We start from the raw sequence: 23,211 nt of genomic DNA, 5'->3' as shown, positions 1-23,211 counted from the left end.
TCTCCGCACCGTTTCGCGGTGCGTCTGAGAGAGGTTAGGGTCGAGCCCCGGACGTGCGCGCGGTAAGTCGCATTCCCGCACGTTGTGCGCGTAGCGTGTGTTCTGCGCATTCTGCTCACGCGCGGTCCGCTCACTCACTCCCGGGAGGTGGCATGCGCTTCGCGACACGGCTGCTGCTCGTGCAGCTGGCGACGGTCGCCGCCGTGGTCGCCGTGTGCGCGCTCGTCTTCGGATGGCTGGGCGTGCGCCAGCTGCGCGCGGAGTCCGAGGCTGCCGCCCTCAACATCGCCCGCACCGTCGCGGAGGACCCCGCCGTCAAGTCCCTCGTCGCCGAGTTCTCGGCGGACCCGGGAACTCCCGATGCCGCCGACCTCCGTGACGGTCCGCTGCAGCGGATCGCCACCGATGTCGCGGACCGCACCGACGCGCTGTTCGTCGTGATCACCGACGACCACGGCATCCGTCTCGCCCACCCGAACCAGGACCTGCTCGGCCAGGTGGTCTCGACGCCCTTCGCCGAGGTGCTCGAGGGCAACGAGGTCGTCGACTGGGAGGTCGGCACGCTCGGCGAGTCCGCCCGGGCGAAGGTGCCCATCTACGCCGAGACCGGAGGCGCCCCCGCCGGCGAGGTCAGCGTCGGCTTCGAGCGTGCGAGCGTGTTCGACGACCTCCCCGCGCTCCTCACGACGATCGCGGTCGCCGCGGTGGGCGGCGTCGCCCTGGCGACACTGGCGACGCTGCTCCTGCGACGGCGCTTCGAGCGGCTGACCCTCGGACTTCAGCCCGAGGAGCTCGTGGCCCTTGTCCAGAACCAGGCCGCGGTGCTCGAGGGCGTCGGGGACGGCGTGGTCGCCCTGGATCCCGACGGCGTCGTCCGCGTGTGCAATGAGGCGGCGGAGCGGATGCTGGGACTCGACGATCCCGTCGGCCGCCGGTTCGACGAGCTGGCGTTGCCGGAGGACGTGCTCCGGGCCGTGCGCGAGGGCGCGACAGCGGTGGAGGCGGTCGTGGGCGACCGTGTGCTGTACCTCGACACGCGTCCGGTGCGCCGCGACGCCCGCGCGCTCGGCGAGGTCGTCGTGGTGCGCGACCGCACCGATGTCGAGGCTCTCGCCGGGCGACTCGAGACCGTCCGCGCCATGACCGAGGCGCTCCGCGTGCAGCGCCATGAGTTCGCCAATCGCCTGCATGTCGCATCCGGGCTGATCGACGCCGACCGCGTCGACGAGGCACGCGCGTTCCTCGGCGACCTCACCGAGCGCGGGGCGGTCGACTTCGCCGTGGCCGGCCTCGAGCGCGTGCCCGACGCGTTCCTCAAGTCGCTTCTGGGCGCGACGGGCGCGGCGGCGCGTGAGCGGGGCGTGGGCGTGCGGGTCTCCGACGACACGCTGCTGCTCAGCGAGGTCGCGCTGCCGGAGGACGTCGCGGCGATCCTCGGCAACCTCGTCGGCAACGCGGTGACCGCGGCGGTGGCGGGCGACGAACCCCGCTGGGTCGAGGTCGCGCTGCTCGGCGACGGCGACGAGTTGGTGGTCACGGTCGCCGACTCGGGCCGCGGCATCCGTCCGGTCGGAAGCGATCCGTTCCGCCGCCCCGGCTCTCGCCCGGCGGACCCGGGACTCGGCGACGCGGTGCACGGGCACGGCTTCGGTCTGCCGCTCTCCCGCGACCTCGCCCGCCGGCACGGTGGCGACGTGTGGCTCATCGACGCCGGCGGCCAGGGTTCGGGCGCCGTGTTCGGGGCGCGGCTTCCGGGCGCGCTGCGCATCGACGCCGCTGTCCCTCGAGAGGAGAACGCATGAGCCAGCCCATCCGTGTGCTCGTCGTCGACGACGACTTCCGCGTCGCCGGACTGCACCGCGACGTCGTGGCCTCCCGCGCCGGCTTCACCGCGCTGGACCCCGTGCATTCGATCGGGGCCGCGCGCCAGGCCGTGCGCGCCCACGCCCCCGACCTGCTGCTCGTCGATGCGTTCCTCCCCGACGGCGACGGCGTCGAGTTCGTCGCGGGCGTCGACGTGGACGCGTTCGTGCTGTCGGCCGCGACGGATGCTGCGACCGTGCGTCGTGCGCTGCGCGCAGGCGCTCTCGCGTACGTGACGAAGCCGTTCGAGGCCCGCGTGCTCGCGGAGCGCCTCGACCGCTACGCGCGCATGCGGAACCTCCTCACCACCGACCGCCCGCTCGAACAGGAGCAGATCGACCGCGCCCTGACGATCCTCCACGGCTCTGCGGAACCAGCCACCGTCGCCCGATCGGCGACGGAACAGCTCATCCTCGAGGGCCTCGGCGACGACGAGGCCTCCGCGGCCGAGGTCGCCGACCGGGTGGGCATCTCGCGCGCGACCGCGCAGCGCCATCTCGCCACGCTCGCCGCGCGCGGACAGGTCGAGGTGCGGCTGCGCTACGGCACCACGGGAAGACCCGAGCACCGGTACATCGCCGCCCAAGGATGACGGGGGCGGCGGTGGGCGCGGCCGTCACCCTCGCAGAAGGGCGCGGAGCGACTCGATCGTGTCGGCCTCGTCGGGGCGCTTGTCGGGGCGGTAGCCCTTCACCCGCGCGAAGCGCAGCGCGACACCGCCCGGGTACCGCGTCGACCGCTGCACGCCGTCGATGGCGATCTCGACGACCGTCTCGGGGCGCACGTGCACGGCGTACGCCGAGCGGTGGGTCTCGATGGTCGGGAAGTGCTCGGTCTGCCACTTCAGCGTCGCGTCGGTGAGGCCCTTGAAGGTCTTGCCCACCATCACGAAGCCGCCCGGTTCGCCGAAGGCGCCCTCCGGATCGCGGGCGCCCAGGTGCAGGTTCGACAGCTGCCCGGTGCGACGGCCCGATCCCCATTCGACCGCGAGCACGACGAGGTCGAAGGTGAGCACCGGTTTGACCTTGAGCCAGCTCTTGCCACGCCGCCCGGCGGCGTAGGGAGCGTCGAGCGCTTTGACCATGACGCCCTCGTGGCCCGCGGCGAGCGCCTGCTGTGAGAACTCCTCCGCCTTCGCGGGGTCGTCGGTGACGACGCCCGGCATGCGGGCGTCGCCGACGGCTCGATCGAGCAGCTCGAGCCGCGTGGCCAGCGGCTCGTCGATCAGGTCGCGGCCGTCGAGATGCAGGATGTCGAAGAACCACGGCCTCAGGACGGTGGCCGCCGCGTCGTCGCCCATCGACCCGAATCGCGACATGGTGTCTTGGAACGGCCGCGGCCCGCCGTCCTCGTCGAGCGACAGCGTCTCGCCGTCGAGGATCACCCGCTCGGCGGGCAATGCCCGCACCGCTTCGACGAGTTCGGGCACACGGTGCGTGATGTCGGCGAGGCTCCGCGTGAAGACGCGGACGTCGTCGCCGTCGCGATGCACCTGGATCCGCGCGCCGTCGAGCTTGTATTCGACGGATGCTGCGCCCCCGAGCGTCTCGAGCGCCTCGGTCGTCGAGCCCGCCGTCGCGGCGAGCATCGGCAGCACGCCGCGCCCCACCTCGAGCCCGACCGCGTCGAGTTCGGCGGGCGTGCCGGTGAGCGCGATGCGCGCCGTCGCGCCCAGGTCGCCGGACAGCATCGCGGCCCGCCGCACGATGGGCGCTGCGCGCTCGGAACCCTTGGCGATCGCGTCGAGGAGCACGCCTTCGAGGGCGCCGGTGCGAAGCTCGCCGATCATGACGCGTGCCAGGAAGTCCCATTCGTCGGCGGTGGCGGCAGTCGCGAGCGCGTCGAGCTCGGCGCGCCGGGCGAGCACGGAGCCCGTACCATCGGCAGCGGCAAGGCGGCTGAGCGACGCATCGACGTCGAGCACCGTCAACGTCGGCTCGTCCGTGTGGGTGACCTCGAGTCCCATCAGGCTGCGCCACCCGACACCGAGGCGTCCCTGCCGCGGGCTGGCCGTGAGGAACCCGATCGCGGGCCCGATCTCGTCGGGCTCAAGTTCACGCAGCAGCGCCGAGAGGACGGCGACCTTGGCCAATCGCGACGACGTCGCCGCGACCTCGCCCGTCGCGGTCACCAGCTCATTCAGCAGCACATCGGCATTCTGGCACCGGCCCCCGACACGTGTCCCCGGCGCGCGGGCATCGCAGACGCCGACCGCGATGCCGAACGCGTGCGGTTCTTCGCCAAGGGGCAGCCGTGCCTCCGGTCGTCGCCCCTCGGCAAGCGCTACGGCTGGGGCATCCACCACGACGACCAGGGTCGCGTGGCGCTCTATCCCGTCGAGTCCGACGAGTACCGACGGTTCGCCGACGACGCCGCACTCGCCCACACGCAGGCGATGCGCAGCGCCCGCCGCTAACGCGGGACGAACCGATCGCTCGTGCTCCACAACGCCCACGCGACGAGCAGCGGCTGCAGCAGGAGCCGGACGAAGCGCGCCCGATCGGTGCGCATCAGCGGCGCCGAGCGGCCCGTCCGCCATTGATGGACGTTGCCCGGGAAGACGGCCACGAAGAACCCGGCGACCGCCCAGCCGACGCGGCGACGCTCGGCGGGGAGTGCGACGAGCGCACCGCCGAGCATCAGTTCGACGACGCCCGACGCGACGACGATCGTGTCCTTGTCGGTGTGAAAGAGCCGCGTCGCCCAGTCCGGGATGACGATGCGGTAACCGCGTCTGCCCCACGTCAGATGCGACGCGCCCGCGGCCACGAGCAGCGCCGCGAGCGCCCACCGGGCGACGGCGCGCGTCACGCGGCGGCCTCTGCGACGGCGTCGATGAAACGCAGGTGGTCGTCGGCGCCGCCCGACGCCGTGATGACGCGCAGCACGACCTCGTCGACGGCCACGCGGTACGCGGCGATCCGGTCCTGCAGCTCACCCGGCCGGATCAGGGTGTCGCCGGCGCGGAGGTCCAGCCGCGCGAAGTTCGCGGCATACACGGGGTACCGGGCGTAGCGGGCCGCCTCTTCCTCGAGGGCCGCGACCGCCGCCGGGTCGGTCGCGGTGCGCACGTACAGCGCGACGTGTGCCGACGGAGCCGCCAATCGAGCCCGCGCCGCCTGTTCCGCCGCGACGCCGGGGGTGAGCCAGCTGAGCAGGAGTCCGTCCGAGGCCTCCGCCCCCGCACGCCGCATCCGCGGACCGAGCGCGCCGACCACGACACGCGCCTCGGTGCGCGCGCGGAGGGCGGTGGCAGCATCCGTCACGCTCTCGATCGCTCCGGAACGCAGCTGCCCCGCGCCGATGCCGAGCACGAGGCGGTCGGCGGAGAGTGCGGCAGCGCTCTCGAGGATCTCGTCGGGACTGCGCCGGTCGATCGGCAGCACGCCTGTCGCGAGCCCGAGCCGCTCCGTCGTGCCGGCAGCGGCCGCGAGCACTTCGAGGGCGTCGTCGCCCGGTGTGTCGTTGACCCACAGGGCGTGCAGTCCTGCGCTCTCCGCCGCTGCCGCGACGCGCGCGCCGGCCTCCGCGCCGGCCGCGGCAGCGATCCCGATCGACAGCGCCGCCGTCATGCTGCGGCCGACCGCACGAGTCGGGACACCTCGGCGGCCGCGCGGTAGAACTCGGCGATGTCGCCGCGGGACGCGGGCAGCAGCACGACGTCGTCGACGCCCGCGTCGAAGAAGCGCTGCGCTCGACCGGCGACCTCCGCCGGGTCGCCCCACAGCGCCCGCTCTGCGGGGTCGGGCTTGTCGCCCACGTCGGCGACGACTCGCGCCTCGGCGTCTGCGCCGAATGCCGTGACGACGTAGGCCACGACGTCGTGGTCTCCGGTGCGGCCGGCCGCCGCGCGTGCCTCGCGGATCGCCGCGGTCGCGACCGCGTACTCCTCCGCCGTGTGCCCGCTGTCGAGCACCGTGCCGTCGGCGACCTCGCCGCTCAGCCGCAGCGTCTTCGGGCCCTCGGCCGCCGCGTACACGAGCGGCGGCGCGACCGGCGGGTAGTCGAGGCGCACGTCGGTGAGCTTCACGTAGCGGCCGTCGGCGCTCACCGCGTCGCCGGCGAGCAGGCCGCGCAGCGCCGGCACGTACTCGCGCATGAGCGTCAGCGGCGAAGCGACCCGCGCACCCGCCTGCCCCATCCAATCGAGCACGCCGTGGCCGACACCAGGTAGCAGCCGCCCGGGGAACAGCCGCTCGACCGTGGCGATCTCCATCGCGGTGGCGGCGACGTTCCGCAGCGGCATCGGCGCGATGCCGATGCCGATGCGCAGCGCCTCCGTCCACGCGAGGGCCGCGCCCACCGTGGCGAACGCGGACTGCCGGAAGCAGTCCTCCCAGATCCACAGCTCGCCGAGGCCCGCCGACTCGGCGGCGAGCACCGCATCGCGGAACTCGTCGGGGCTGTGCGTGTACGGGTTGAAGATCGCGCCGATGCGGGTCATGTCACCCACTCTGTCAGGACACCCCGACACCGAGAAGCACGTACGCCACCTGGATGCGCGAAGAGGCGCCGAGCCCGAAGGCTCGGCGCCTCTCGGCACACGGTGTCGGATCAGGCGGCCACGGCGAACGGCGAACCTGCGACCACCGACAGGGCGCCGGCCGTAGCATCCACCGTCACCGTCCCGCCGTCGACGAGCGCACCCGTGACGAACAGGTCTGCGATGCGGTCGTCGACCTCGCGCTGGATGAGCCGGCGCAGCGGCCGCGCGCCGTACTCGGGCTCGTACCCGTTGTCGGCGAGCCACGCCACGGCGGAGTCCGTCACGACCAGCGACACCTCGCGCTTCGCGAGCCGCGCGTCGGACGCGCCCAGCAGCAGGCGGACGATCGACTGCAGCTGCGGCTTTTCGAGCTTGCGGAACAGCACGATCTCGTCGATGCGGTTGAGGAACTCGGGGCGCATCGCCTCGCGCAACTTGCCGAAGACGCGGTCGCGCAGATCCTTCTCCGACCCGAAGCCGGTCGTCCCTCCCCCGTCGGCGAGGAAGCCGATCGCACCGCCGCGCGACGCGAGGAACTCCGAGCCGAGGTTCGAGGTCATGACGACCACCGTGTTGCGGAAGTCGACGGTGCGCCCCTGACCATCGGTCAGACGCCCGTCGTCGAGCACCTGCAGCAGCAGGTTGAACACGTCGGGGTGCGCCTTCTCGATCTCGTCGAACAGCACGATCGAGTACGGATTGCGCCGCACGCGCTCGGTGAGCTGCCCGGCCTCGTCGTAGCCGACGTATCCGGGAGGGGCGCCGACGAGACGCGACACGGTGTGGCGCTCGCCGAACTCGCTCATGTCGAAGCGGATGACCGCGCCCTCGTCGTCGAACAGCGACGCCGCGAGTGCCTTCGCGAGCTCGGTCTTGCCCACGCCGGTCGGGCCGAGGAAGAGGAACGACCCCACCGGGCGACGGGCGTCGCCCATGCCGGTGCGGTTGCGCCGGACGGCCTTGGCGACCGCTGTCACCGCGTCGTCCTGCCCGATCACGCGGTCGTGCAGCTCGTCCTCGAGGGACGCCAGGCGCTCGCGCTCGGTCTCGGTCAGGCGGTTCACCGGGATGCCGGTGGCCCGGCTGATCACCGCGGCGATCTCGGGCTCGTCGACGATCGCCTCGGTACGCACGGCGGCACCTGCGGCGGTGGCACGCTCGAGGCGGTCCTGCACCTCGGCGATCTGGTCGCGGATCTGCGACGCCTCCTCGTAGTGCTCCGCCGACACGGCGGCGTTCTTGTCGGCCTCGAGGGTCGCGAGGCGCTCGATGAGCCCGCTCACGTCCACCTTCGACCCCAGCCGCAGCCGCAGTCGCGCGCCCGCCTGGTCGATGAGGTCGATCGCCTTGTCGGGCAGCACCCGCTCGGTCAGGTACCGGTCGCTGAGCTCGACGGCGGCACGCAGGGCCTCGTCGGTGTAGACGATGCCGTGGTGCTCCTCGTACGCGGACTTGAGGCCGCGGAGGATCAGCACGGCGTCCTCGACGGACGGCTCGCCGACGCGCACCGGCTGGAACCGGCGCTCGAGCGCGGGGTCCTTCTCGATGACGCGGTACTCCTTGAGCGTCGTCGCGCCCACCAGGTGCAGCTCGCCGCGCGCGAGGCGGGGCTTCAGGATGTTGCCCGCGTCCATGCCGCCGTCGCCCGCACCGCCGGCACCCACGACCGTGTGCACCTCGTCGATGAAGACGATCAGGTCGCCCTTGAGCGCCGAGATCTCGTCCATCGTCTTGGTGAGGCGCTCTTCGAAGTCACCACGGTAGCGCGTGCCCGCGAGCATCGCGGGCAGGTCCAGGGCGATGACGCGCTTGCCGAGCAGCTGCTCGGGCACGGAGCCCTCGACGATCGCCTGCGCGAGCCCCTCGACGATCGCGGTCTTGCCGACGCCCGCCTCGCCGACGAGCACCGGGTTGTTCTTGGTGCGGCGGCTGAGGATCTCGATCGTTTGCTCGATCTCGTCGGCGCGGCCGATCACGGGGTCGAGTTCGCCCGCGACGGCGCGCGCCGTCAGGTCGGTGCCGTACGTGTCGAGCATGGGGGTGTCGGATGCTGCGCCCTCCGGTGCAGCGGCGGTCTGCGTGGTCTCGCCCGGCGTCACGGTCTCACGCGCGCCCTGCATCAGGGCCTCGGCCGTCACACCGGCGCGTGCCAGCACCTGGCCGGCTGGCGTGTCCTGCGCGAGCACGAGCGCGAAGAAGAGGTGCTCGGGGTCGACGTACGTCGAGCCGGAGGAACGGGCGACCTGGAACGCGTGGAACAGCGCGCGCTGCACGGACGAGGTCACGACGGCCCCGTCGACGTCGGCCGCCGCCGTCGCGGCGGGAAGCCGCTCTTGTGTGGCACGTGCGATGGCGTCGGCATCGATGCCGAGGCGCTCGACGGCATCGCGCGCCGGCGCCTCGGTGACGAGGACGCGCAGGACGTGGAGGGCGTCGAGCTCGTGCTGGCCGCGCTCGAGGGCGAACTTGCCGGCGCGCTGCAGCAGCTCCTGCGTGCGGGCGCCGAGGTAGCGGCTCAGATCGATCGAGCGCTCGGCGCGGGCACGCTCGCCCGCGAGGTAGCGCGCCAGGAACTCGTCGAACGAGCTCGCGTCGTCGCCGGCCTGGGGGGTGAAGTCTTCGGGCATTCCATCTCTCCTGAAACTTGAGTGGAGGGGTGTCAAGTTTCGAACTTGACACAGGCATTGTCAAGTTCAACCCTTCTCCTGCCCAGGTATTCCCCAGCGGCGGATGTCGCACCCCCGGCGTAACGTTTTCGCCCAGGGGGACCCGCTTCACCAGACGAGAGGGAACACGATGGACTGGAAGATCGAGCTCATCCACGTGCCGGTGTCGGACGTCGACCGCGCGAAGGAGTTCTACGAGCGGATCGGCTTCCATGCCGACCACGACCAGACGCCTGTCGAGGGGCTCCGCTTCGTGCAGATGACGCCGCCCGGTTCGGCATGCTCGATCGCCTTCGGCACCGGGCTCGGCGGCACCCTCGAGCCCGGGCAGCAGAACACCATCCAGGTCGTCGTGCCGGACGCCGACGAGGCGCTCGCGCACCTGCGGGCGAACGGCGTCGAGGGGCGCGGTGTCGACGAACAGGACTGGGGCCGGTTCGTCCAGTTCGACGACCCCGACGGCAACACCTGGACGCTGCAGCAGCTGCCGGCGTGGCGCTGAGCCGCAGCATCCGTCATCGGCGACGCCCGATACGCGACTCGGCCGCCCCGCCTCCGAAGAAGCGTGGCGGCCGAGAGTGCGGTCGTCAGTGACGGCCGCCCGGCGGGCCCACGATGAGGAGCACGACGAACAGGAGCACGACGGCGAGGGCGATCAGCGCTCCCAGCACCCAGGGGTGGCGCAGGAACCACCGCAGAAGCCGGTCGTACCAGCTGCGATCGCGGGGGTCGTCGGCAGCCTCGAGGCGCCACGCTCCCGCGAGGCGGCCGCTGCGCTGCAGCCAGATCTCGGTCGGGATGGTCGCGTACGGGATGACGGCGCTCACGAGCGCCACCACCGTCGGGCCGACGCGCCAGCGGTTGTTCAGTGCGACGAGGATCACGGTCGCGGCATAGGACAGGAAGATGAAGCCGTGGATGCCGCCGCCGATGGTGACGCCGAGCGCCCAGCCGGTCGTCGCGCGGAGGATGAGGCCGGTGATCAGGAGCGTCCACGTGATCGCCTCGAGGATCGCGAGGGCGCGGAACAGAGTGTGGGGATTGCGGAACACGCCTTCAGTCTAACTGAAAGCCCTTCAGCCTTCCTGAAGGTTCGCTGGCCGCAGCACTCTACGCTTCCCCGGGGGCGAGTCCGAAGGGCTGTTCGTGCAGCCCTTCCAGCGCTGACGCGAGCGCCGGTGCCCCCGCGGCGAGTCCCTCGTCGAGCGCCGCGAGTCGCTGCTCGGCCGCCTGCAGCACCTCGCTCCCCCGCTCGGTCACGCGCAGGTCCGAGGCCGCACCCGCGTGTTTGGTCGCGTCCGCGACGAGCCCGTCGGCGACAAGCGTCTGCACGGCGGTGTGCGCCGACTGCACGGTGATCTGCGAGCGGCGCGCCAGTTCGCTGAACGAGATGCCCGGCGTCGCCTCGATGTGGGCGAGCAGCCCGTACTTGCGGGTGGTGAGACCGAGGTCGCGCAGCTGTGCGCCGAGGTGCGCATCCCACACCGCGGCCACGGTCAGCAGCGAGATGACGGGACTGATCGGACGGTCGGGCACCGTTGAATGCTAGTCCCGCTGCCGCGGGAGGGCACGCGTTCGGCAGCGGTTCCCGGAACGGGACGCCGCCCGCCCGGCTACCGTGGGACGGTGACCTTCTCGCTCGACGGCCTGCGCCGGTGGCCCGACGTCGAGGCCCCGGACCTCGTGGCGACGGATGCTGCGGACCGGCTGCTCCTCGACGAATCCGCGTCCGCCCGCGCAGGCGTCGACGTCGGCGAGCTCGTGGTGATCGGCGACGGCTACGGCGCACTCACGCTGGGCGCGGCGGCGGACGGCGGTCGTGGCATCCGCGTCCATCAGGATCCGCTCACCGGCGAGCGCGCGCTCGCAGCGAACGCCGAGCGCTTCGGCCTGCGCGACGCCTTCGTGTCGCTGCCGCTCGAGCCCGGACTGGTGCGCGGTGCCCGCATCGTGCTGATGCGGCTGCCGCGCTCGCTCGACGCGCTGCGCGACATCGCGGGGCTGATCGCTGCGCACGCGGCGGACGACGTCATCGTGTTCGCGGGAGGCCGCGTGAAGCACATGACAGTCGCGATGAACGACGTGCTGCGGGAGCGGTTCGCCCGGCTCGACGTGACCCTGGCGCGCCAGAAGTCCCGCGTTCTCGTCGCCCGGGAGCCGCAGGATGGCCGCGACCCCGTGCCGAGCCGGGCGATCCACGACGGGATCGTCGTCTGCGCCTACGGCGGCGCCTTCGCGGGAACGTCGATCGACATCGGCACCAGGTTCCTGCTCGAGCACCTCCCCTCGCTCGCCGACGGGACGGCGATCGACTTCGCGTGCGGAACCGGTGTGATCGCGGCGGCGCTGGCGCTGCAGCATCCATCTCTCCGCGTGATCGCGTGCGACCAGTCCGCGGTCGCCGTCTCGTCCGCCCGCGCGACGGCGGAGGCCAACGGTGTGGCCGACCGCATCGAGGTGGTCCGAGACGACATGCTCGGAGCACAGCCTGACGCGAGCGCGTCGTTCATTGCGCTGAACCCGCCGTTCCACTCGGGAGCGGCCGTGCACGAGGGCATTGCGCCGCGGATGTTCGCCGAGGCCGCCCGCGTGCTGCGCCCCGGCGGCGAACTCTGGACGGTGTGGAACTCGGGCCTGCGCTACCGCCCGGCGCTCGAGCGCGCGGTCGGCCCGACGCGGCAGGTCGCGCGCAACGCCAAGTTCACGGTGACGGCGTCGGCGCGTCGGTGAGATCGCGCGTCTACTCGCCGGCGTCGGGGGTCGACTCGGGCTCGGGCGTCGGTCCGAACAGCGCCCAGGCGCCGTCGCTGCACTCGTAGAACTGCACCGACGCGGTGTCGATGAACACATCGCCATCAGCCGTGCAGGTGTCCTCTTCGGGTGCTGCGGTGCCGAGCATCACCTGCGTGCCGGGCTCACCGGGAGAACCCGTCGGCCCCTGAGCCCCCTCAGCGCCCTGCGCTCCCTGCTCGCCCTGCGCGCCGGCCGGACCCTGCTCGCCGGTGAGATTCTCAGCCGCGGACGCCCGGATGTTCCCCACGAGGGTCCACTCGCCGTCGTTGAAGAGGTACACGTCGGACGTGTCGATGTCGATGTACACGTCGCCCTCGTACCCTTTGCCGCTCTCGGGAACTCCGGTGCCGGCGCGCACCGCGGATCCTGCGGGAAGGATCTCGGCGAGCGCGTCCTCGTACTCCGGCGACAGGGTGGCCGACGCGGACGGCTCCGGCGCCGGCGCGGGCTCCGCCGTGTCGACCGACCGCGCGAGCCAGGACCCGAGGAAGGCGGCGAAGAACGACAGCAGCACGAAGCCGAGGCCGAACCAGACGAGCGTGCCCCGGGTCACGGGCGGTGCCGCCGGAGCGGCGGCGGACACCGACGCAGGTTCCGTGGTCGGGTCCACGTCGTCGTCCACGGTATTCCCCTTTCACCGCGTGCATCTTCGGCGCCGGGCTCCCACAGCCTCGGCGTCGTGACTCAACTGTAGAAAGGCGGGCGCTCCGTGTCACCTGTTCCGCGGGAATTGGTCCGCGCATGCCGACGGCGCCGGGATGACCGGGGGGCCGACGCGAGAATGCCGGCGCCCCCGGTAGCCGTGAGCTCGGGACCCACGGCCGGGGTGCCGGACCGGGGCTCCGGCGCTATCCCCCAGTGAAGAGACAACGCCCTAGGGAATCTATTACGCGAGTTGGGGAGCTTTTCTGGAAAATCACCTCGTGGGCGTGAGCACGGCCGCGCGATCGAAGGCGCCGCGGAGGGTGTGGACCGCCTGCGCGATCGCGGCGGTGGTCGCCGCCGACGAGCGCAGCGGGTTGAGCATCATGAAGTCGTGGATGGTGGCGTCGTACCGCACGAGCGTCGTGGGCACGCCCGCCTCGATGAGCTTGCGCCCGTAGGCCTCGCCCTCGTCGCGCAGCACGTCGTTCTCGTCGACGATGAGCAGCGTCTCGGGCAGCCCCTTGAGCTCATCCGTCGGGGCCTGCAGCGGTGACGCGGTGACATCGCTGCGCTTGTGCAGGTCGGGCAGGTAGTTGTCCCAGAACCACGCCATCGCGTCCGCGCGCAGGTGGAACCCTTCCGCGAACTCGCGGTAGCTGGCCGTGTCCTGCCGCGCGTCGGTGACCGGGTAGTACAGCGACTGGTGGATGAACGCGACGTCCCCGCGCTTCTTCGCGAGGATCGCGAGCACGGCCGCCATATTGCCGCCGACCGAGTCCCCCGCGACGGCCAGGCGCGCAGCATCCAATCCCTTCTCCTCACCGTGATCGGTGATCCACCGCGCTGTCGCGTACGCCTGTTCGATGGCGACGGGATGCTGCGCCTCGGGCGATCGCGTGTACTCGACGAACACGATCGCAGCGTCGGCGCCCGTCGCGAGGTCGCGCACGAGGCGATCGTGCGTGCCGGCGTTGCCGAGCACCCAGCCCCCGCCGTGGACGTAGAGCACCGCGGGAAGGAGCCCTTCCGCACCGACCGGCTTGACGATGCGGACGCGGACGTCGCCGACGGCGGCGGGCACGGTGATCCACTCATCCTCGACATCGGGGAGCTCGATGGGCCCCGCCTGCACGTCGTCGAGGAGCTTTCGCGCCCCGTCGACACCGCGTTCGACGAGGGTGGGCGGGGCAGCGGCGGCTTCGGCGAAGGCGCGTGCTTCTGGTTGCAGGATGTGCTCGGTCATGTCGATGCTCCTCCGCGGGTGCGGTTGATGTCGGTCGGACTCGGCCGGCATGCACCGGCTTGAACAGGAAGACCGGGCGAGGTGCGCGGGTGTGACACCGATTCGCTGATCGCCCACCACGGCACCGGTGTGTCACGGATCGGATCTCTGCGCGGTCATTGCTGACGGGCGACCGCGGGCGATGCCCGACGCGGTCGGCTCTTCGCGGCGACCGCGGGCCGCAGCATCCGATCACGAAGGAGAGACCTATGGCGAACATCTCAGAGACCACCGATTCGGACCTGCGTGGAAAGGTCGCGCTGGTCACGGGTGCATCATCGGGAATCGGGCGGGCCACGGCGCTCGCGCTGTCGGGCGCAGGGATGCGCGTCGCCGTCGGTGCCCGCCGCACCGACCGCCTGAGTGCACTCGCCGACGCCGCCCCGGGCGAGGTGATGAGCGTGCCGCTCGACGTGACGAGCTATGACTCCGTCGCCGTGGCGATCGCGCAGGTCGTCGAGCGGTTCGGGCGGCTGGACGCGCTCATCAACAACGCCGGCCTCATGCAGAGCGGCATGATCCTCGGGGCCGACGTGCGCGAGTGGGAGCGCATGGTCGACACGAACCTGCTCGGCTCGATGTACGCCGTGCACGCGGCGCTGCCGCACCTCATCGAGACGCAGGGCCACATCGTGCAGGTCTCATCGACGTCCGGACGCATCGCATCCCTCGGCAGCGGTGTCTACGCCGCGACGAAGTTCGGGGTCAGCGCGTTCACCGAATCGCTGCGGCAGGAGGTGACGTCGCAGGGTGTGCGGGTCACGCTGATCGAGCCCGGCTTCGTCGCCACTGAGCTGACGAGCCACATCACCGACGAGACGATGCGCCAGGCCGCATCCGAGATCGCCGACTCGATGCGCACGCTCGAAGCCGACGACATCGCCGAGGCCGTGCCCTATGCACTGCGGCAGCCTGAGCACGTGTCGGTGAACGCCATCCTGATCCGCCCGACCGACCAGGTCCGGTAGCGGCATCCCTCAGAAACACGAACGCCCGCGGAAGGGCTCAGTCTGCCCGCTGAAGTCGGATGGCGGTGCAACAAGCCCAATCGCTCTCTATGCGCTCGGTTGGGGATGCGATGTCGAGTCGAGAACAAGCTGGAATCGTCCGGGGCCCAGACCCCCACCAAGGTGACGCTGATCCCCCGTTCATATGCGCACCGTCTACCGGGTAGTACCGGGGTGAGGGGCCGATGGTTCACTGACGGATGTCGCAGTGCGCGGCGCGCACCCCCACAGTGGCGCCGGGCAAGCCTCTTGCCTCTGGCGCAACTGCGACATCCTTGCCATCCAGCGCCACGCCCCCGGGCTGCGGCACCCCCACGGATGACACATCCGAAGGATGTCGGAACTCCCGTCCCTGCAACCGCCCGAGAACGTCGGTTCCAGACAAATCCGACATCTTCGGTCGTACGTGGCGCCCCGTGAAATGAGCGAACGGCTCGGCCGCGACCGGTGCTATAAAAAGCGTGTGCCTGGGGGCACGACACGCTTGAACGCGCAATCGAATGGGGAACCTGTGTCTGGATCCGACCTGTCTTCCGCCCCGGCCGCAGGCCAGCAGAGCGACTCAGTGGAGAAGTTCGCTGCCGACCTTCGTAGACTTCGCCTGGACGCGGACAATCCGACGCAGGCCAGGCTCCAGGCGGAGACGGGTATCTCGCGCAGCGTCCTCTCAGATGCCTTCGCAGGCCGGCAACTCCCTTCTGCACGGACCGTCGACGGAATCGTCCGCGCCTGCAACGGCGACATCGACGTCTGGTTGAGCAGGCGGGATGCGCTTGCGGGAATGAGCCGCGACAGCCAGGTCGATGCTGTCGCGAAGAGCACCGGCAAGCCGCGCGTGTCGGTGACCCGCGGCACGGCAATCGCGATCGGCGTCGGAGCGTTCGTCATCGGGGTTATCGCTTCAGCCGCGACCACGCTCGCCGTGTCCCCGCTGCTCGCGCCTCCTGCCGCGGTCGCTGAGGAGGGCCCCGCGATCCATGTGTCGACCGGTGAGGATCCTGCGGCAACCGAGTGTGTCGAAGACGCGCGCGTTGCCACCGGCGACACCCGCGCGGACAACTCCCTGCTCGAGATCGTCTGGTCAGACAAGTGCCAAGCGGGCTGGGGACGGATCACCCGCTACGACGGCCTTTACCAGGGCAACACCGTCACAATCGCGATCTATCCGGAGACGGCCGCAGACGGTCCGGACCGTCAGGAAGCGACCGAGCACGACGTCCAGGGCGCGTACACCACCCTCGTCGTGCGGCCGAGCGCGGACACTCTGCTGTGCGCTGAGGGCAGCTACACCGTCGACGGCAAGCGCATCGATCTCGGCGACCCCCTCTGCATCTGAGCGGGCCAGTGCGCTAAGCCAAGACACGCCGAAGACGGCGATCGTCGGTCAGTGACGACATATCTGGTCGACGACAGCATCTGCCGTCCGGCAGCAGTTCGCGGCGGCCTGAACAGACCGCGTCACGTCACGTCGAGCTCCTCGGCAACGACCTCGCCCGGCCGGCGGCATCGATGAGTGGCCAGATGTCGTCGGGCCATGCGTCCGTGTCCCAGCCGTGCTCTCGCATATCGGGATAGACGCCGGTCGCGACATCGTGGTCCACGAACCGGATCACATCCACGCTCACGCCCTGCGCGCGCATCAGGGCGATGCTGTGATCCATCAGCCCCTGCGTGTGGGATAGCTCGGGACTGCGCTTGAGGGTGCAGTTGACGTACACGGCGCGGAGGTCGTCATAGCTCGCAGGCGGGCTGGTCGCATCGGTCATGGCGCCGACGATCACCCGCAACGTGCGACCCGTCGAGTTGCTGAAGGTCAACCACGACGGGCTGTTCGCCGGGACGCGCGTACGGACACAGCTCCTATGGCCAGCAGGATCGTTCCGAGCGTGACCAGTGGCCAGAGCGCACCGCCGCCGGTGGCGGGCAGTGGCGCCTCGACCACGACGACCGCCTGTGCGGAGGCGGTCGGCTCACACGTGGGTCCCGCCGCGTCGACCTGGAGGGCAGGCGTGTCCTCGCACAACGGTTCGCCGGTCGGATCGGCGGCGGTGCCGGAGACGACCACAGTGTTGGTGGTGGTCACGTCGACGGTGGTTCGGCAGGTGAAGATCCAGGTCTCATCGAGAGAGTCCTCGAAGATGCTGGTTGGGGTGTCCAGCAGACCATCTCCGTCGAGGTCTCCGGATTCGTAGGTCACGGGTGCGCAGGTGTCATCTGCGATCCGTTCAGCGACGTCCACCAGAGGTACGTCGCCGGGGTTTCGGACCTCATAGGTGTAGGTGACAGCGCCACCCGGGGTGGTGATCGTCGGGTCAGCTGTCTTGGTGACCGCGATCTGCGGGTTGAAGGTCTGCACGTACTCGGTGTCGAATGCGAAGACCGGCAGCCGGAGGCCGAACGTGGTTCCGCCGATCGCGGCGACGCCGGCGAGGTTGGTGGTCGGCGCCGAGATCGTCGAGGCGCACTGGTAGGTCCACACCTCCGGTGGATCGCGGTCGAGGAGGTCGTCCTGGTTTCCGCCCGTCTTGCTGACAAGTGTCGGTGTCGCACACGAGGGCTGTGCCGGGAGCGCGATGTCGCCCAGCACGACCTCTGCGAGGACGTCGTCGGCAGCGACCGGGCTCTGCCCGACGTTCGTCACTTCGAAGCTGTACGTGACCTCGGTCCCGACGAGGACGAGGTTGTCACTCACGGACTTCACCAGGTCGATGGCGGGATCCAGCACCACGACCTCTGCCGTGTCGGTGGCGATGTACACGTTGCCCAGCGGGTCGACGCCCGCTACTCCGACCTCGTTGATGTCGGAGGTGTCAGGCGCTTCCGGAAGCGGGACTTCTCTGGTGCAGGTGTACTGCCAGGTTTCCGCCGCGCCGGAGTTCGCGCCGTCCAGGATGCCGTTCCTGTTGACGTCTCCGATGTTGAAGGTCTCATCGGGGGCGGCGGCGGGGACAGGCTCGAGCGGCGCGCACTTGTCGTCGCTCGGTCCGAGGACATCGAGGCCGACACCCCCGGTGTTGGCGACGTCGAAGGTGTAGGTGACGGAGCTTCCCACGCGCACGACGTCGGCCGAGGCGGTCTTGGTGATCGAGATGCTTGGCTGGATCACGAGGACCTGGGCGATATCCGTGTCGGTCTGCACCGGTCCCGTCACGACGGGATCCTCCGGGATGAACGGCGTGCCCGAGGCGGTTGCGGTGTTGGTGACCAGCCCGGACTCCGCGCCCACGGGCGGAGGCGTCGCCTGTGAACGACTGAGGGTGGTCTCGCAGGTGTAGACCCACACTTCGTCGACATCGAGGACGTCGTCACCGTTGGTGTCACCATCGACCAGTGTCAGTGGCGTGCACCTGTCGTCACTGGTGGTGACGTCCTGCAGCGGCACCGTGCCGGTGTTCTCGACCTCGTAGAGGTATTGCGCCGGTCGCACTTCTGGAACGTCGGGGCCGCTGACGGGTTCTGCGGAAGGGTCGAGGACCACCGGGACCAGCGCGGATTTGGTGACCTGGATGCCCGGTTGTACGACGTCGACGACGGCCACGTCTCGTCGTGTCAGCACCGCCCCCAGCGGGCTACCGGCGTCGACAGGCTGGGCGACGATGGTCGCGATGTTGATCGTGTGCTGGGTGATCGCGGACGCACAGCTGAACTGCCAGGTCTCCCCTGGGTTCAGCAGAGTGTCTGTGTTCACGTCGCCGACGTTGAAGCCGTCGACGTTCACCTGCGTCACCGGTGCGCACCGGTCGTCGCTGACCCAGCCGGGGTTGCCGGTGTCGTTGCGCAGATCGGCGGTGCCGTTATTGGTGGCGGCGTAGGTGTAGTTCACCGTAGTGCCTGGGAACACGATCGATTGGTCAACGGACTTCACCAACGTGAGTTCAGCGTCGAGGACAGCAACCTCGGCGTAATCCACATCGCTCACCGTCGGGTTCGGGTCAGGGAACACGGCACCCGTAGTCGGATCGACCGGCACTCCCGTCACTGTCGCGGTGTTCACGACGCTGGTGGTCGGTGCCGCGGAGCACGAATAGCTCCACGTCTCATCGACATCCAGGACATCATCGTCGTTACCGGTGACGTCATCACCGCGCTCTGGGGCTTCGCAAGGCGGGGTGTTGTCGGCGAGGATCACCGACTCGAGCGGTGTGTTCCCGAGGTTGGATACCTCATACGTGTATGTCACGGTACTGCCGGAGACGATCTCCACCGCCTTTCACCGTCGACGAGCTTCGTGAGCGCGATCCTCGGGACGAAGACGTCGACGTCATCGGTCGCGGCGTCGCGGACGACCGTGCCTGCGGGGTCGATGCCGGTGACGGTCGCGGTGTTCACGACGTTGACACCGGCGGTGAGACGACTGTTGGAGGTCCGCATCTCGCGGTCGCAGTACGCCTCCCACTGCTCCCCTGGATCGAGCAGCACGTTGCGGTTCAGGTCGCCGACGTTGAAAGCCTGGTTCGGGGGCGCCGCGAAGACCTGCTGCACCGGCGCGCACTTGTCGTCGGCGATGGTCGCGATGGTCAGCGGCGTGTTACCGGGATTGGTGAGCGCGTAGCTGGATCGGACGACGGCGGCGGGTGTGAGGTCGCCACGCACACTGGTCGGGCTGTTCACCTTGGTCAGCTCGATATCGGGCTCATAGTCGAAGGAGTTGTACACCGAGCAGGTGCCGATCTCGTTCCCGATTCCAGTGAGTGAGAAGGTCGCGGATCCGCCGGCGTCAGTGAGTTCACCGGTGACCACCCTCGAGTCGCCCACCACGTCCTTGAACTCGCATCGGAAGTCGTTGTTCGGGCCGGGTCTGCCGGGACTGAACCCGGATTCGAGCAGCTCTTCGACGAGCGCCGAGGAGACGGCGTCCTCGACGGTGGGCTCCCACTGGAACTGGGCGAAACCGCCTCCCGTGGTGGTCACCGTCGCGTCGGGTCCGGTGGCACCGGTAGGGAGCACCCAGTCGAAACCGCCCGAAACGGTCGGAGTGACGGTCATGTCCCAGCCGTCGGCGGGCAGGTACGTCGATTCTGTCGGGGACTGGGCGAACTTGCGGATCGTCAGCGACGGTGAGCACAGCTCCAGCACCAGGCCGCGCACGACAGCCGCGAGATTGTCGAAGTCGGCGATCAGCGCGACGTCGGTGGTCTCGATGTCGAAGTCGTCGATGGTGCGCGCCACGTCCGGGCCGGAGATCTGGGTGAGCCGCTGCACACTGGCCTGGTTCTGCAGTGCGGCGCCGACGCCGAGGGCGAGCATGCGCGCGCCGGTCTGTTTCACCTGGTTCGCGCGGGTCACTGCCCGGTCGAGGGTGATCGCCTCGACCTGCGAGGTGCGGTCGGTGCCCACGCCCACGTCGGGCGGAGGTCCCGGGCTGAACGGGTCACCCGCCTGGTTGAAGTCGTATGCCGTCGGGTCGCCGTCGGTGACATAGACCACCAGGTCGCCGGCATCCGTGGACGCCTGAGCAAGGGACTGATCCCAGTTCGTGTACTGGTTGCTCGAATTGGCCGACTGCCAACTGCTGGCCGACGACGGGTTGCCGCTGTTGTAGCGCTTGATCTCCACAGACGACGGACGCGGCGGAATCGGGTTGTAGTAGCCATTGATCGCGTTGCGGAACACCCCGCCGGTCAGAAGACTCGCCGACGTCACCGTCGCGCGCGCTGCCAGCTGCTGCGAGAGACTGGCGAACTGGATCACCCGCGCGGTGGACCCCGTGTCGGCGAACCCGTCGAGGAACGCCTCCGCTGCGGCGCGCACCGCTGACACCGCGTTGGACTGCTGCACCGAGCCGCTCGCATCCAGCACCAGCGTCACCCCGAGCCCGCACTGCGTCGGGATCTCGGGATTCGGCAACGGGTCAGCGGCGACGGCGGCGGTCGGCGTCAGGGCGACCAACGCGCCCCCGACCAACAGAGCCGCCAACGTCCCCGCGACAGCGCGACGTAACGGCTTCCTTGTCCGTTCCATGCGGACACTCTGACACCAACCGGCAACGACCGCCACAACAGAAACGTCGGTTCAGCCCGCGACCGACGTGACATCTCTGCGTTGCGGAAGCCGCTGTCCTGTTGCTCGCGTCGGCCGGGGTCAAACCTCGACACCACAAGAGGCGTCGTTGAAGCGCCACCCACAACTGGCCGGACGTCCACCTCGGGGACGCACTGGCCGCGCCACGGCGATGATGTCCGAACCCGCGATTCTGTAGTTGCGTCCTTACGAAGTGACTGGCAGCTCCCCGCAGACGATCATGCGACGGACGCTGTGTCCGGACAAGGGCCGCGAGCACCGCGGCCCGCACTGTACGGGACGCCGAATCGGACAACACCCTACCCAAATAGTGAACCGAATATTGGCTCTAATCAGGTGTTTATCTCAAAAGTCCCAGTCCTCGCCCCATAGGCGACGAATCCCGGAATCTCGCGGGTTCTGCAGCACAGCTTCTTGCTCGTGCCGCCTGCGTGCACTTGTGGCGATCTCGGATGAACCTTCAGCCGCGGTCGATCGAGTGGCGCGAGAAAAGGCTAATCGATCCAAGGCGTCGACTGGGGTGGGTGGACCCCACCCTGTCGCCTCGGCTCGTGCCCATGCGGGGTCCACGGAAGAGTCACCCGCGGATCGCGCGAACGGGCTCGCCGATCGGCCTCGTCGACTCACCGAAGTTCGTGACCGCCGCAACGACCGACCAACTCGATTTCCTCGACTCGCTCGCAGAGGATGCGACTACAGCTGGTTCGCCCTCCTCGTCCATGACAGCTGCCTCGCCGACGCCGGTGGACGCTCATGGACAACTTCGAGTGGATCTTCGGGTACGGCCCAAGGCTCTGTCTTCACGAGGTGGATCCTGGCGTCGGCGCCGGGGTCGTCGAACGCGGCGCCGACGCTCGCGACGACGGTGTCGAGCCGACCGAATCGCCGCGCCACGGCCTCGACGAGGTCGGAGAGAGCCGCGGCATCCGTCACATCCCATGCGACGCCGATCGCGTCGGCGCCCTGGCCGACGAGGTCCGCCGCAGCACGCTCCGGCTCGAACGAGGTCAGGCCGGCGAGCACCACGCGCGCACCCGCTGCGGCGAGCGCCTCGGCAGCCGCGCGGCCGATGCCGGTCGCGGCCCCCGTGACCACGGCGACCTGACCCGCGCACGAGAAGAGCCGCGCGGGTGCGAGCGGCGAGGATTCCATGTGCTCATCCTCGCGCGCGAGGCGCCGGCGCGGGTTCGGGGATTCCGATGCGCGGCATCAGCGGATGCCGGTTCCCGCCGGCGTCACGGCGGGCTAGCGTCGCGTCCATGACCAGGTATCCGGGGCTCGAAGGACGCACGATCGTCGTCACCGGGGCGGGAGGCGGCCAGGGCGCCGCACATGCGCGCGTACTCGCGGAAGCGGGAGCACGCGTCATCGCCACGGATGTGATGGATGCCGCCACCGCCGCCACTTCGGGCGTCGAGTACCGGCGGCTCGACGTGTCGGACGGGCGCGACTGGGCCGCGCTCGCCGCGTCCCTGACGGAACTCCTCGACGGCGAACCTCTCCGCGGCCTCGTGAACAACGCCGGCATCACGCATCGTGCGCGGCTTGGCGCCGTCGAGCGTGCGGACTGGGATCGGGTGCTCGCGGTCAACCTGACCGGGCCGATGTTCGGCATCCAGGCGCTCGCGCCGCTCATGGGCGCGGGCTCGTCGGTCGTGAACATCGGCTCGTCGGCGGCGCTCAATGCCCACTACCCCGTGGCGTACACGACGTCGAAGTGGGGGCTGCGCGGCCTCACCCATGTCGCGGCAACGGAGCTCGGGGCGCGAGGCATCCGGGTCAACGTCGTGCACCCCGGCTTCATCGAGACGCCGATGACCGCGAACGCACCCGAGGCGATGCGCGCGGCGCAGCTCGCCCTGACCCCGCTCGACCGCCTCGGGCAGGCGGACGAGGTCGCCGAGGCGGTCGCGTTCCTGCTGTCGGACGCCGCGTCGTATCTCACCGGAGCGGAGATCCCCGTCGACGGCGGTGCGACGTCGTCGGCGGGGGCCAAGTTCATGGCCGACCGCATCGCCGGCCGCTGACCCTTCAGGACCCGAGCGGGGTGCGGCCCTTCGCCCCGGGCGGCGCGCTCGGCGCCCGCGAGGATCTCCGAGTTGAAGAACTCCTGCTGCAGGATCACCGCGCCGTCCTGCACGCGGATCAGGTGCACGAAGGACTGCGGGTAGGGCTCCCCGAGGAACCGCGCCTCGTCGACCATGCGGCTCGTCACGAAGAACAGCCCGGCGTCGACGCAGTCGTGGATCACGAGGTCGGTGTGCACCACGCTCTCGAACATGCCGGCGTTCGCGTGGGTGTTGGCGACGATGTCGTCGCGGCCCTCCCACCGCGTCTTGGGCAGCTCGGACGGTGCGAACGGCAGCTCCTTCACGCCGTCCGGGTGCCACAGGGCGATCCGCTCGGCCGGGTTGTCGAGGTTCGAGGTGAAGAACGCCTCGACCACCG

21 protein-coding genes are annotated in these 23,211 nt (G+C 70.2%); 8 read left to right on the top strand and 13 right to left on the bottom strand.

The window, feature by feature from the left end; translation table 11 throughout:
• The first annotated feature begins 152 nt into the window (after positions 1–152).
• Both ACFC1I_RS16315 and ACFC1I_RS16310 read left to right on the top strand, forming a co-directional pair.
• A complete protein-coding gene (locus ACFC1I_RS16315; protein ID WP_376011616.1) occupies positions 153–1,802 on the top strand; it encodes an ATP-binding protein in 1,650 nt (549 codons plus the stop codon).
• Positions 1,799–2,455 carry a response regulator gene (locus tag ACFC1I_RS16310; RefSeq protein WP_376011614.1) on the top strand — a complete coding sequence of 219 codons (657 nt, stop codon included), beginning with the start codon at positions 1,799–1,801 and terminating at the stop codon, positions 2,453–2,455. The genes ACFC1I_RS16315 and ACFC1I_RS16310 overlap by 4 nt, the downstream gene beginning before the upstream one ends.
• A gap of 24 nt (positions 2,456–2,479) precedes the next feature.
• Here the strand turns inward: ACFC1I_RS16310 and ACFC1I_RS16305 are convergent, their stop codons facing one another.
• Positions 2,480–4,012, bottom strand: a complete 1,533-nt coding sequence (locus tag ACFC1I_RS16305) for an ATP-dependent DNA ligase (RefSeq protein WP_376011611.1) — start codon at positions 4,010–4,012, stop codon at positions 2,480–2,482.
• Here ACFC1I_RS16305 and ACFC1I_RS16300 point away from each other — a divergent pair.
• On the top strand, positions 4,001–4,279 hold the full coding sequence (locus ACFC1I_RS16300; RefSeq protein ID WP_376012100.1) for a DUF6157 family protein: 279 nt from the start codon (positions 4,001–4,003) through the stop codon (positions 4,277–4,279). The two genes, ACFC1I_RS16305 and ACFC1I_RS16300, sit on opposite strands and share 12 nt — an antisense overlap.
• On the opposite strand, the gene ACFC1I_RS16295 is transcribed toward ACFC1I_RS16300, so the two are convergent.
• The 4 genes from ACFC1I_RS16295 to ACFC1I_RS16280 all read right to left on the bottom strand — a co-directional run bounded on the left by ACFC1I_RS16295 (position 4,276) and on the right by ACFC1I_RS16280 (position 8,976).
• The gene (locus tag ACFC1I_RS16295; protein ID WP_376011608.1) at positions 4,276–4,674 is read right to left on the bottom strand and encodes a hypothetical protein; all 399 of its coding nucleotides are present in this window, start codon (positions 4,672–4,674) and stop codon (positions 4,276–4,278) included. The genes ACFC1I_RS16300 and ACFC1I_RS16295 overlap by 4 nt on opposite strands.
• Positions 4,671–5,435 carry an LLM class flavin-dependent oxidoreductase gene (locus ACFC1I_RS16290; protein WP_376011606.1) on the bottom strand — a complete coding sequence of 255 codons (765 nt, stop codon included), beginning with the start codon at positions 5,433–5,435 and terminating at the stop codon, positions 4,671–4,673. Before ACFC1I_RS16290 ends, ACFC1I_RS16295 begins: the two co-directional genes overlap by 4 nt.
• Positions 5,432–6,307, bottom strand: coding sequence for an LLM class flavin-dependent oxidoreductase (locus ACFC1I_RS16285; protein ID WP_376011603.1), 876 nt, complete (start codon positions 6,305–6,307; stop codon positions 5,432–5,434). Before ACFC1I_RS16285 ends, ACFC1I_RS16290 begins: the two co-directional genes overlap by 4 nt.
• A gap of 110 nt (positions 6,308–6,417) precedes the next feature.
• Positions 6,418–8,976, bottom strand: coding sequence for an ATP-dependent Clp protease ATP-binding subunit (locus ACFC1I_RS16280; protein ID WP_376011600.1), 2,559 nt, complete (start codon positions 8,974–8,976; stop codon positions 6,418–6,420).
• A 169-nt stretch (positions 8,977–9,145) separates the two neighbouring features.
• On the opposite strand from ACFC1I_RS16280, the gene ACFC1I_RS16275 reads away from it, so the two are divergent.
• The gene (locus ACFC1I_RS16275; protein WP_376011598.1) at positions 9,146–9,517 is read left to right on the top strand and encodes a GNAT family N-acetyltransferase; all 372 of its coding nucleotides are present in this window, start codon (positions 9,146–9,148) and stop codon (positions 9,515–9,517) included.
• An 85-nt stretch (positions 9,518–9,602) separates the two neighbouring features.
• On the opposite strand, the gene ACFC1I_RS16270 is transcribed toward ACFC1I_RS16275, so the two are convergent.
• Positions 9,603–10,067 carry a DUF3817 domain-containing protein gene (locus tag ACFC1I_RS16270; protein WP_376011596.1) on the bottom strand — a complete coding sequence of 155 codons (465 nt, stop codon included), beginning with the start codon at positions 10,065–10,067 and terminating at the stop codon, positions 9,603–9,605.
• A 58-nt stretch (positions 10,068–10,125) separates the two neighbouring features.
• The gene (locus tag ACFC1I_RS16265) at positions 10,126–10,551 is read right to left on the bottom strand and encodes a MarR family winged helix-turn-helix transcriptional regulator (RefSeq protein WP_376011593.1); all 426 of its coding nucleotides are present in this window, start codon (positions 10,549–10,551) and stop codon (positions 10,126–10,128) included.
• Between the two features lie 90 nt (positions 10,552–10,641).
• Between ACFC1I_RS16265 and ACFC1I_RS16260 the strand changes: the two genes are divergently transcribed.
• A complete protein-coding gene (locus ACFC1I_RS16260) occupies positions 10,642–11,745 on the top strand; it encodes a class I SAM-dependent methyltransferase (RefSeq protein WP_376011590.1) in 1,104 nt (367 codons plus the stop codon).
• 10 nt (positions 11,746–11,755) lie between these two features.
• Here ACFC1I_RS16260 and ACFC1I_RS16255 read toward each other — a convergent pair whose 3' ends face one another.
• Both ACFC1I_RS16255 and ACFC1I_RS16250 read right to left on the bottom strand, forming a co-directional pair.
• Positions 11,756–12,430 (bottom strand): hypothetical protein, encoded by a 675-nt coding sequence (locus ACFC1I_RS16255; RefSeq protein WP_376011587.1) that lies wholly within the window; start codon positions 12,428–12,430, stop codon positions 11,756–11,758.
• A gap of 294 nt (positions 12,431–12,724) precedes the next feature.
• Complete coding sequence (locus ACFC1I_RS16250; RefSeq protein ID WP_376011584.1) at positions 12,725–13,696, bottom strand: alpha/beta hydrolase; 972 nt, start codon at positions 13,694–13,696, stop codon at positions 12,725–12,727.
• Positions 13,697–13,944: 248 nt separating this feature from the next.
• On the opposite strand from ACFC1I_RS16250, the gene ACFC1I_RS16245 reads away from it, so the two are divergent.
• The gene (locus tag ACFC1I_RS16245) at positions 13,945–14,703 is read left to right on the top strand and encodes an SDR family oxidoreductase (protein ID WP_376011581.1); all 759 of its coding nucleotides are present in this window, start codon (positions 13,945–13,947) and stop codon (positions 14,701–14,703) included.
• Positions 14,704–15,307: 604 nt separating this feature from the next.
• Positions 15,308–16,078, top strand: coding sequence for a DUF2690 domain-containing protein (locus ACFC1I_RS16240; protein WP_376011578.1), 771 nt, complete (start codon positions 15,308–15,310; stop codon positions 16,076–16,078).
• A 127-nt stretch (positions 16,079–16,205) separates the two neighbouring features.
• On the opposite strand, the gene ACFC1I_RS16235 is transcribed toward ACFC1I_RS16240, so the two are convergent.
• From ACFC1I_RS16235 to ACFC1I_RS16220, 4 genes are all read right to left on the bottom strand, one after another.
• The gene (locus ACFC1I_RS16235; RefSeq protein WP_376011575.1) at positions 16,206–16,508 is read right to left on the bottom strand and encodes a hypothetical protein; all 303 of its coding nucleotides are present in this window, start codon (positions 16,506–16,508) and stop codon (positions 16,206–16,208) included.
• Between the two features lie 47 nt (positions 16,509–16,555).
• Positions 16,556–18,946: a hypothetical protein gene (locus tag ACFC1I_RS16230; protein ID WP_376011572.1), complete on the bottom strand. Its 2,391-nt coding sequence runs from the start codon at positions 18,944–18,946 to the stop codon at positions 16,556–16,558.
• Positions 18,919–20,631: a hypothetical protein gene (locus tag ACFC1I_RS16225; protein WP_376011569.1), complete on the bottom strand. Its 1,713-nt coding sequence runs from the start codon at positions 20,629–20,631 to the stop codon at positions 18,919–18,921. The genes ACFC1I_RS16230 and ACFC1I_RS16225 overlap by 28 nt, the downstream gene beginning before the upstream one ends.
• An 825-nt stretch (positions 20,632–21,456) precedes the next feature.
• Positions 21,457–21,915: an SDR family NAD(P)-dependent oxidoreductase gene (locus ACFC1I_RS16220; protein ID WP_376011566.1), complete on the bottom strand. Its 459-nt coding sequence runs from the start codon at positions 21,913–21,915 to the stop codon at positions 21,457–21,459.
• Between the two features lie 107 nt (positions 21,916–22,022).
• On the opposite strand from ACFC1I_RS16220, the gene ACFC1I_RS16215 reads away from it, so the two are divergent.
• Positions 22,023–22,790: an SDR family NAD(P)-dependent oxidoreductase gene (locus ACFC1I_RS16215; RefSeq protein ID WP_376011563.1), complete on the top strand. Its 768-nt coding sequence runs from the start codon at positions 22,023–22,025 to the stop codon at positions 22,788–22,790.
• The last annotated feature ends 421 nt before the right edge of the window (positions 22,791–23,211 follow it).

The sequence above is a fragment of the Microbacterium sp. NPDC056044 genome (assembly GCF_042267145.1).
Lineage (GTDB): Bacteria > Actinomycetota > Actinomycetes > Actinomycetales > Microbacteriaceae > Microbacterium.
Note: the sequence above shows the minus strand (reverse complement) of the source record. Positions and strands in the feature narration are given on the sequence as shown.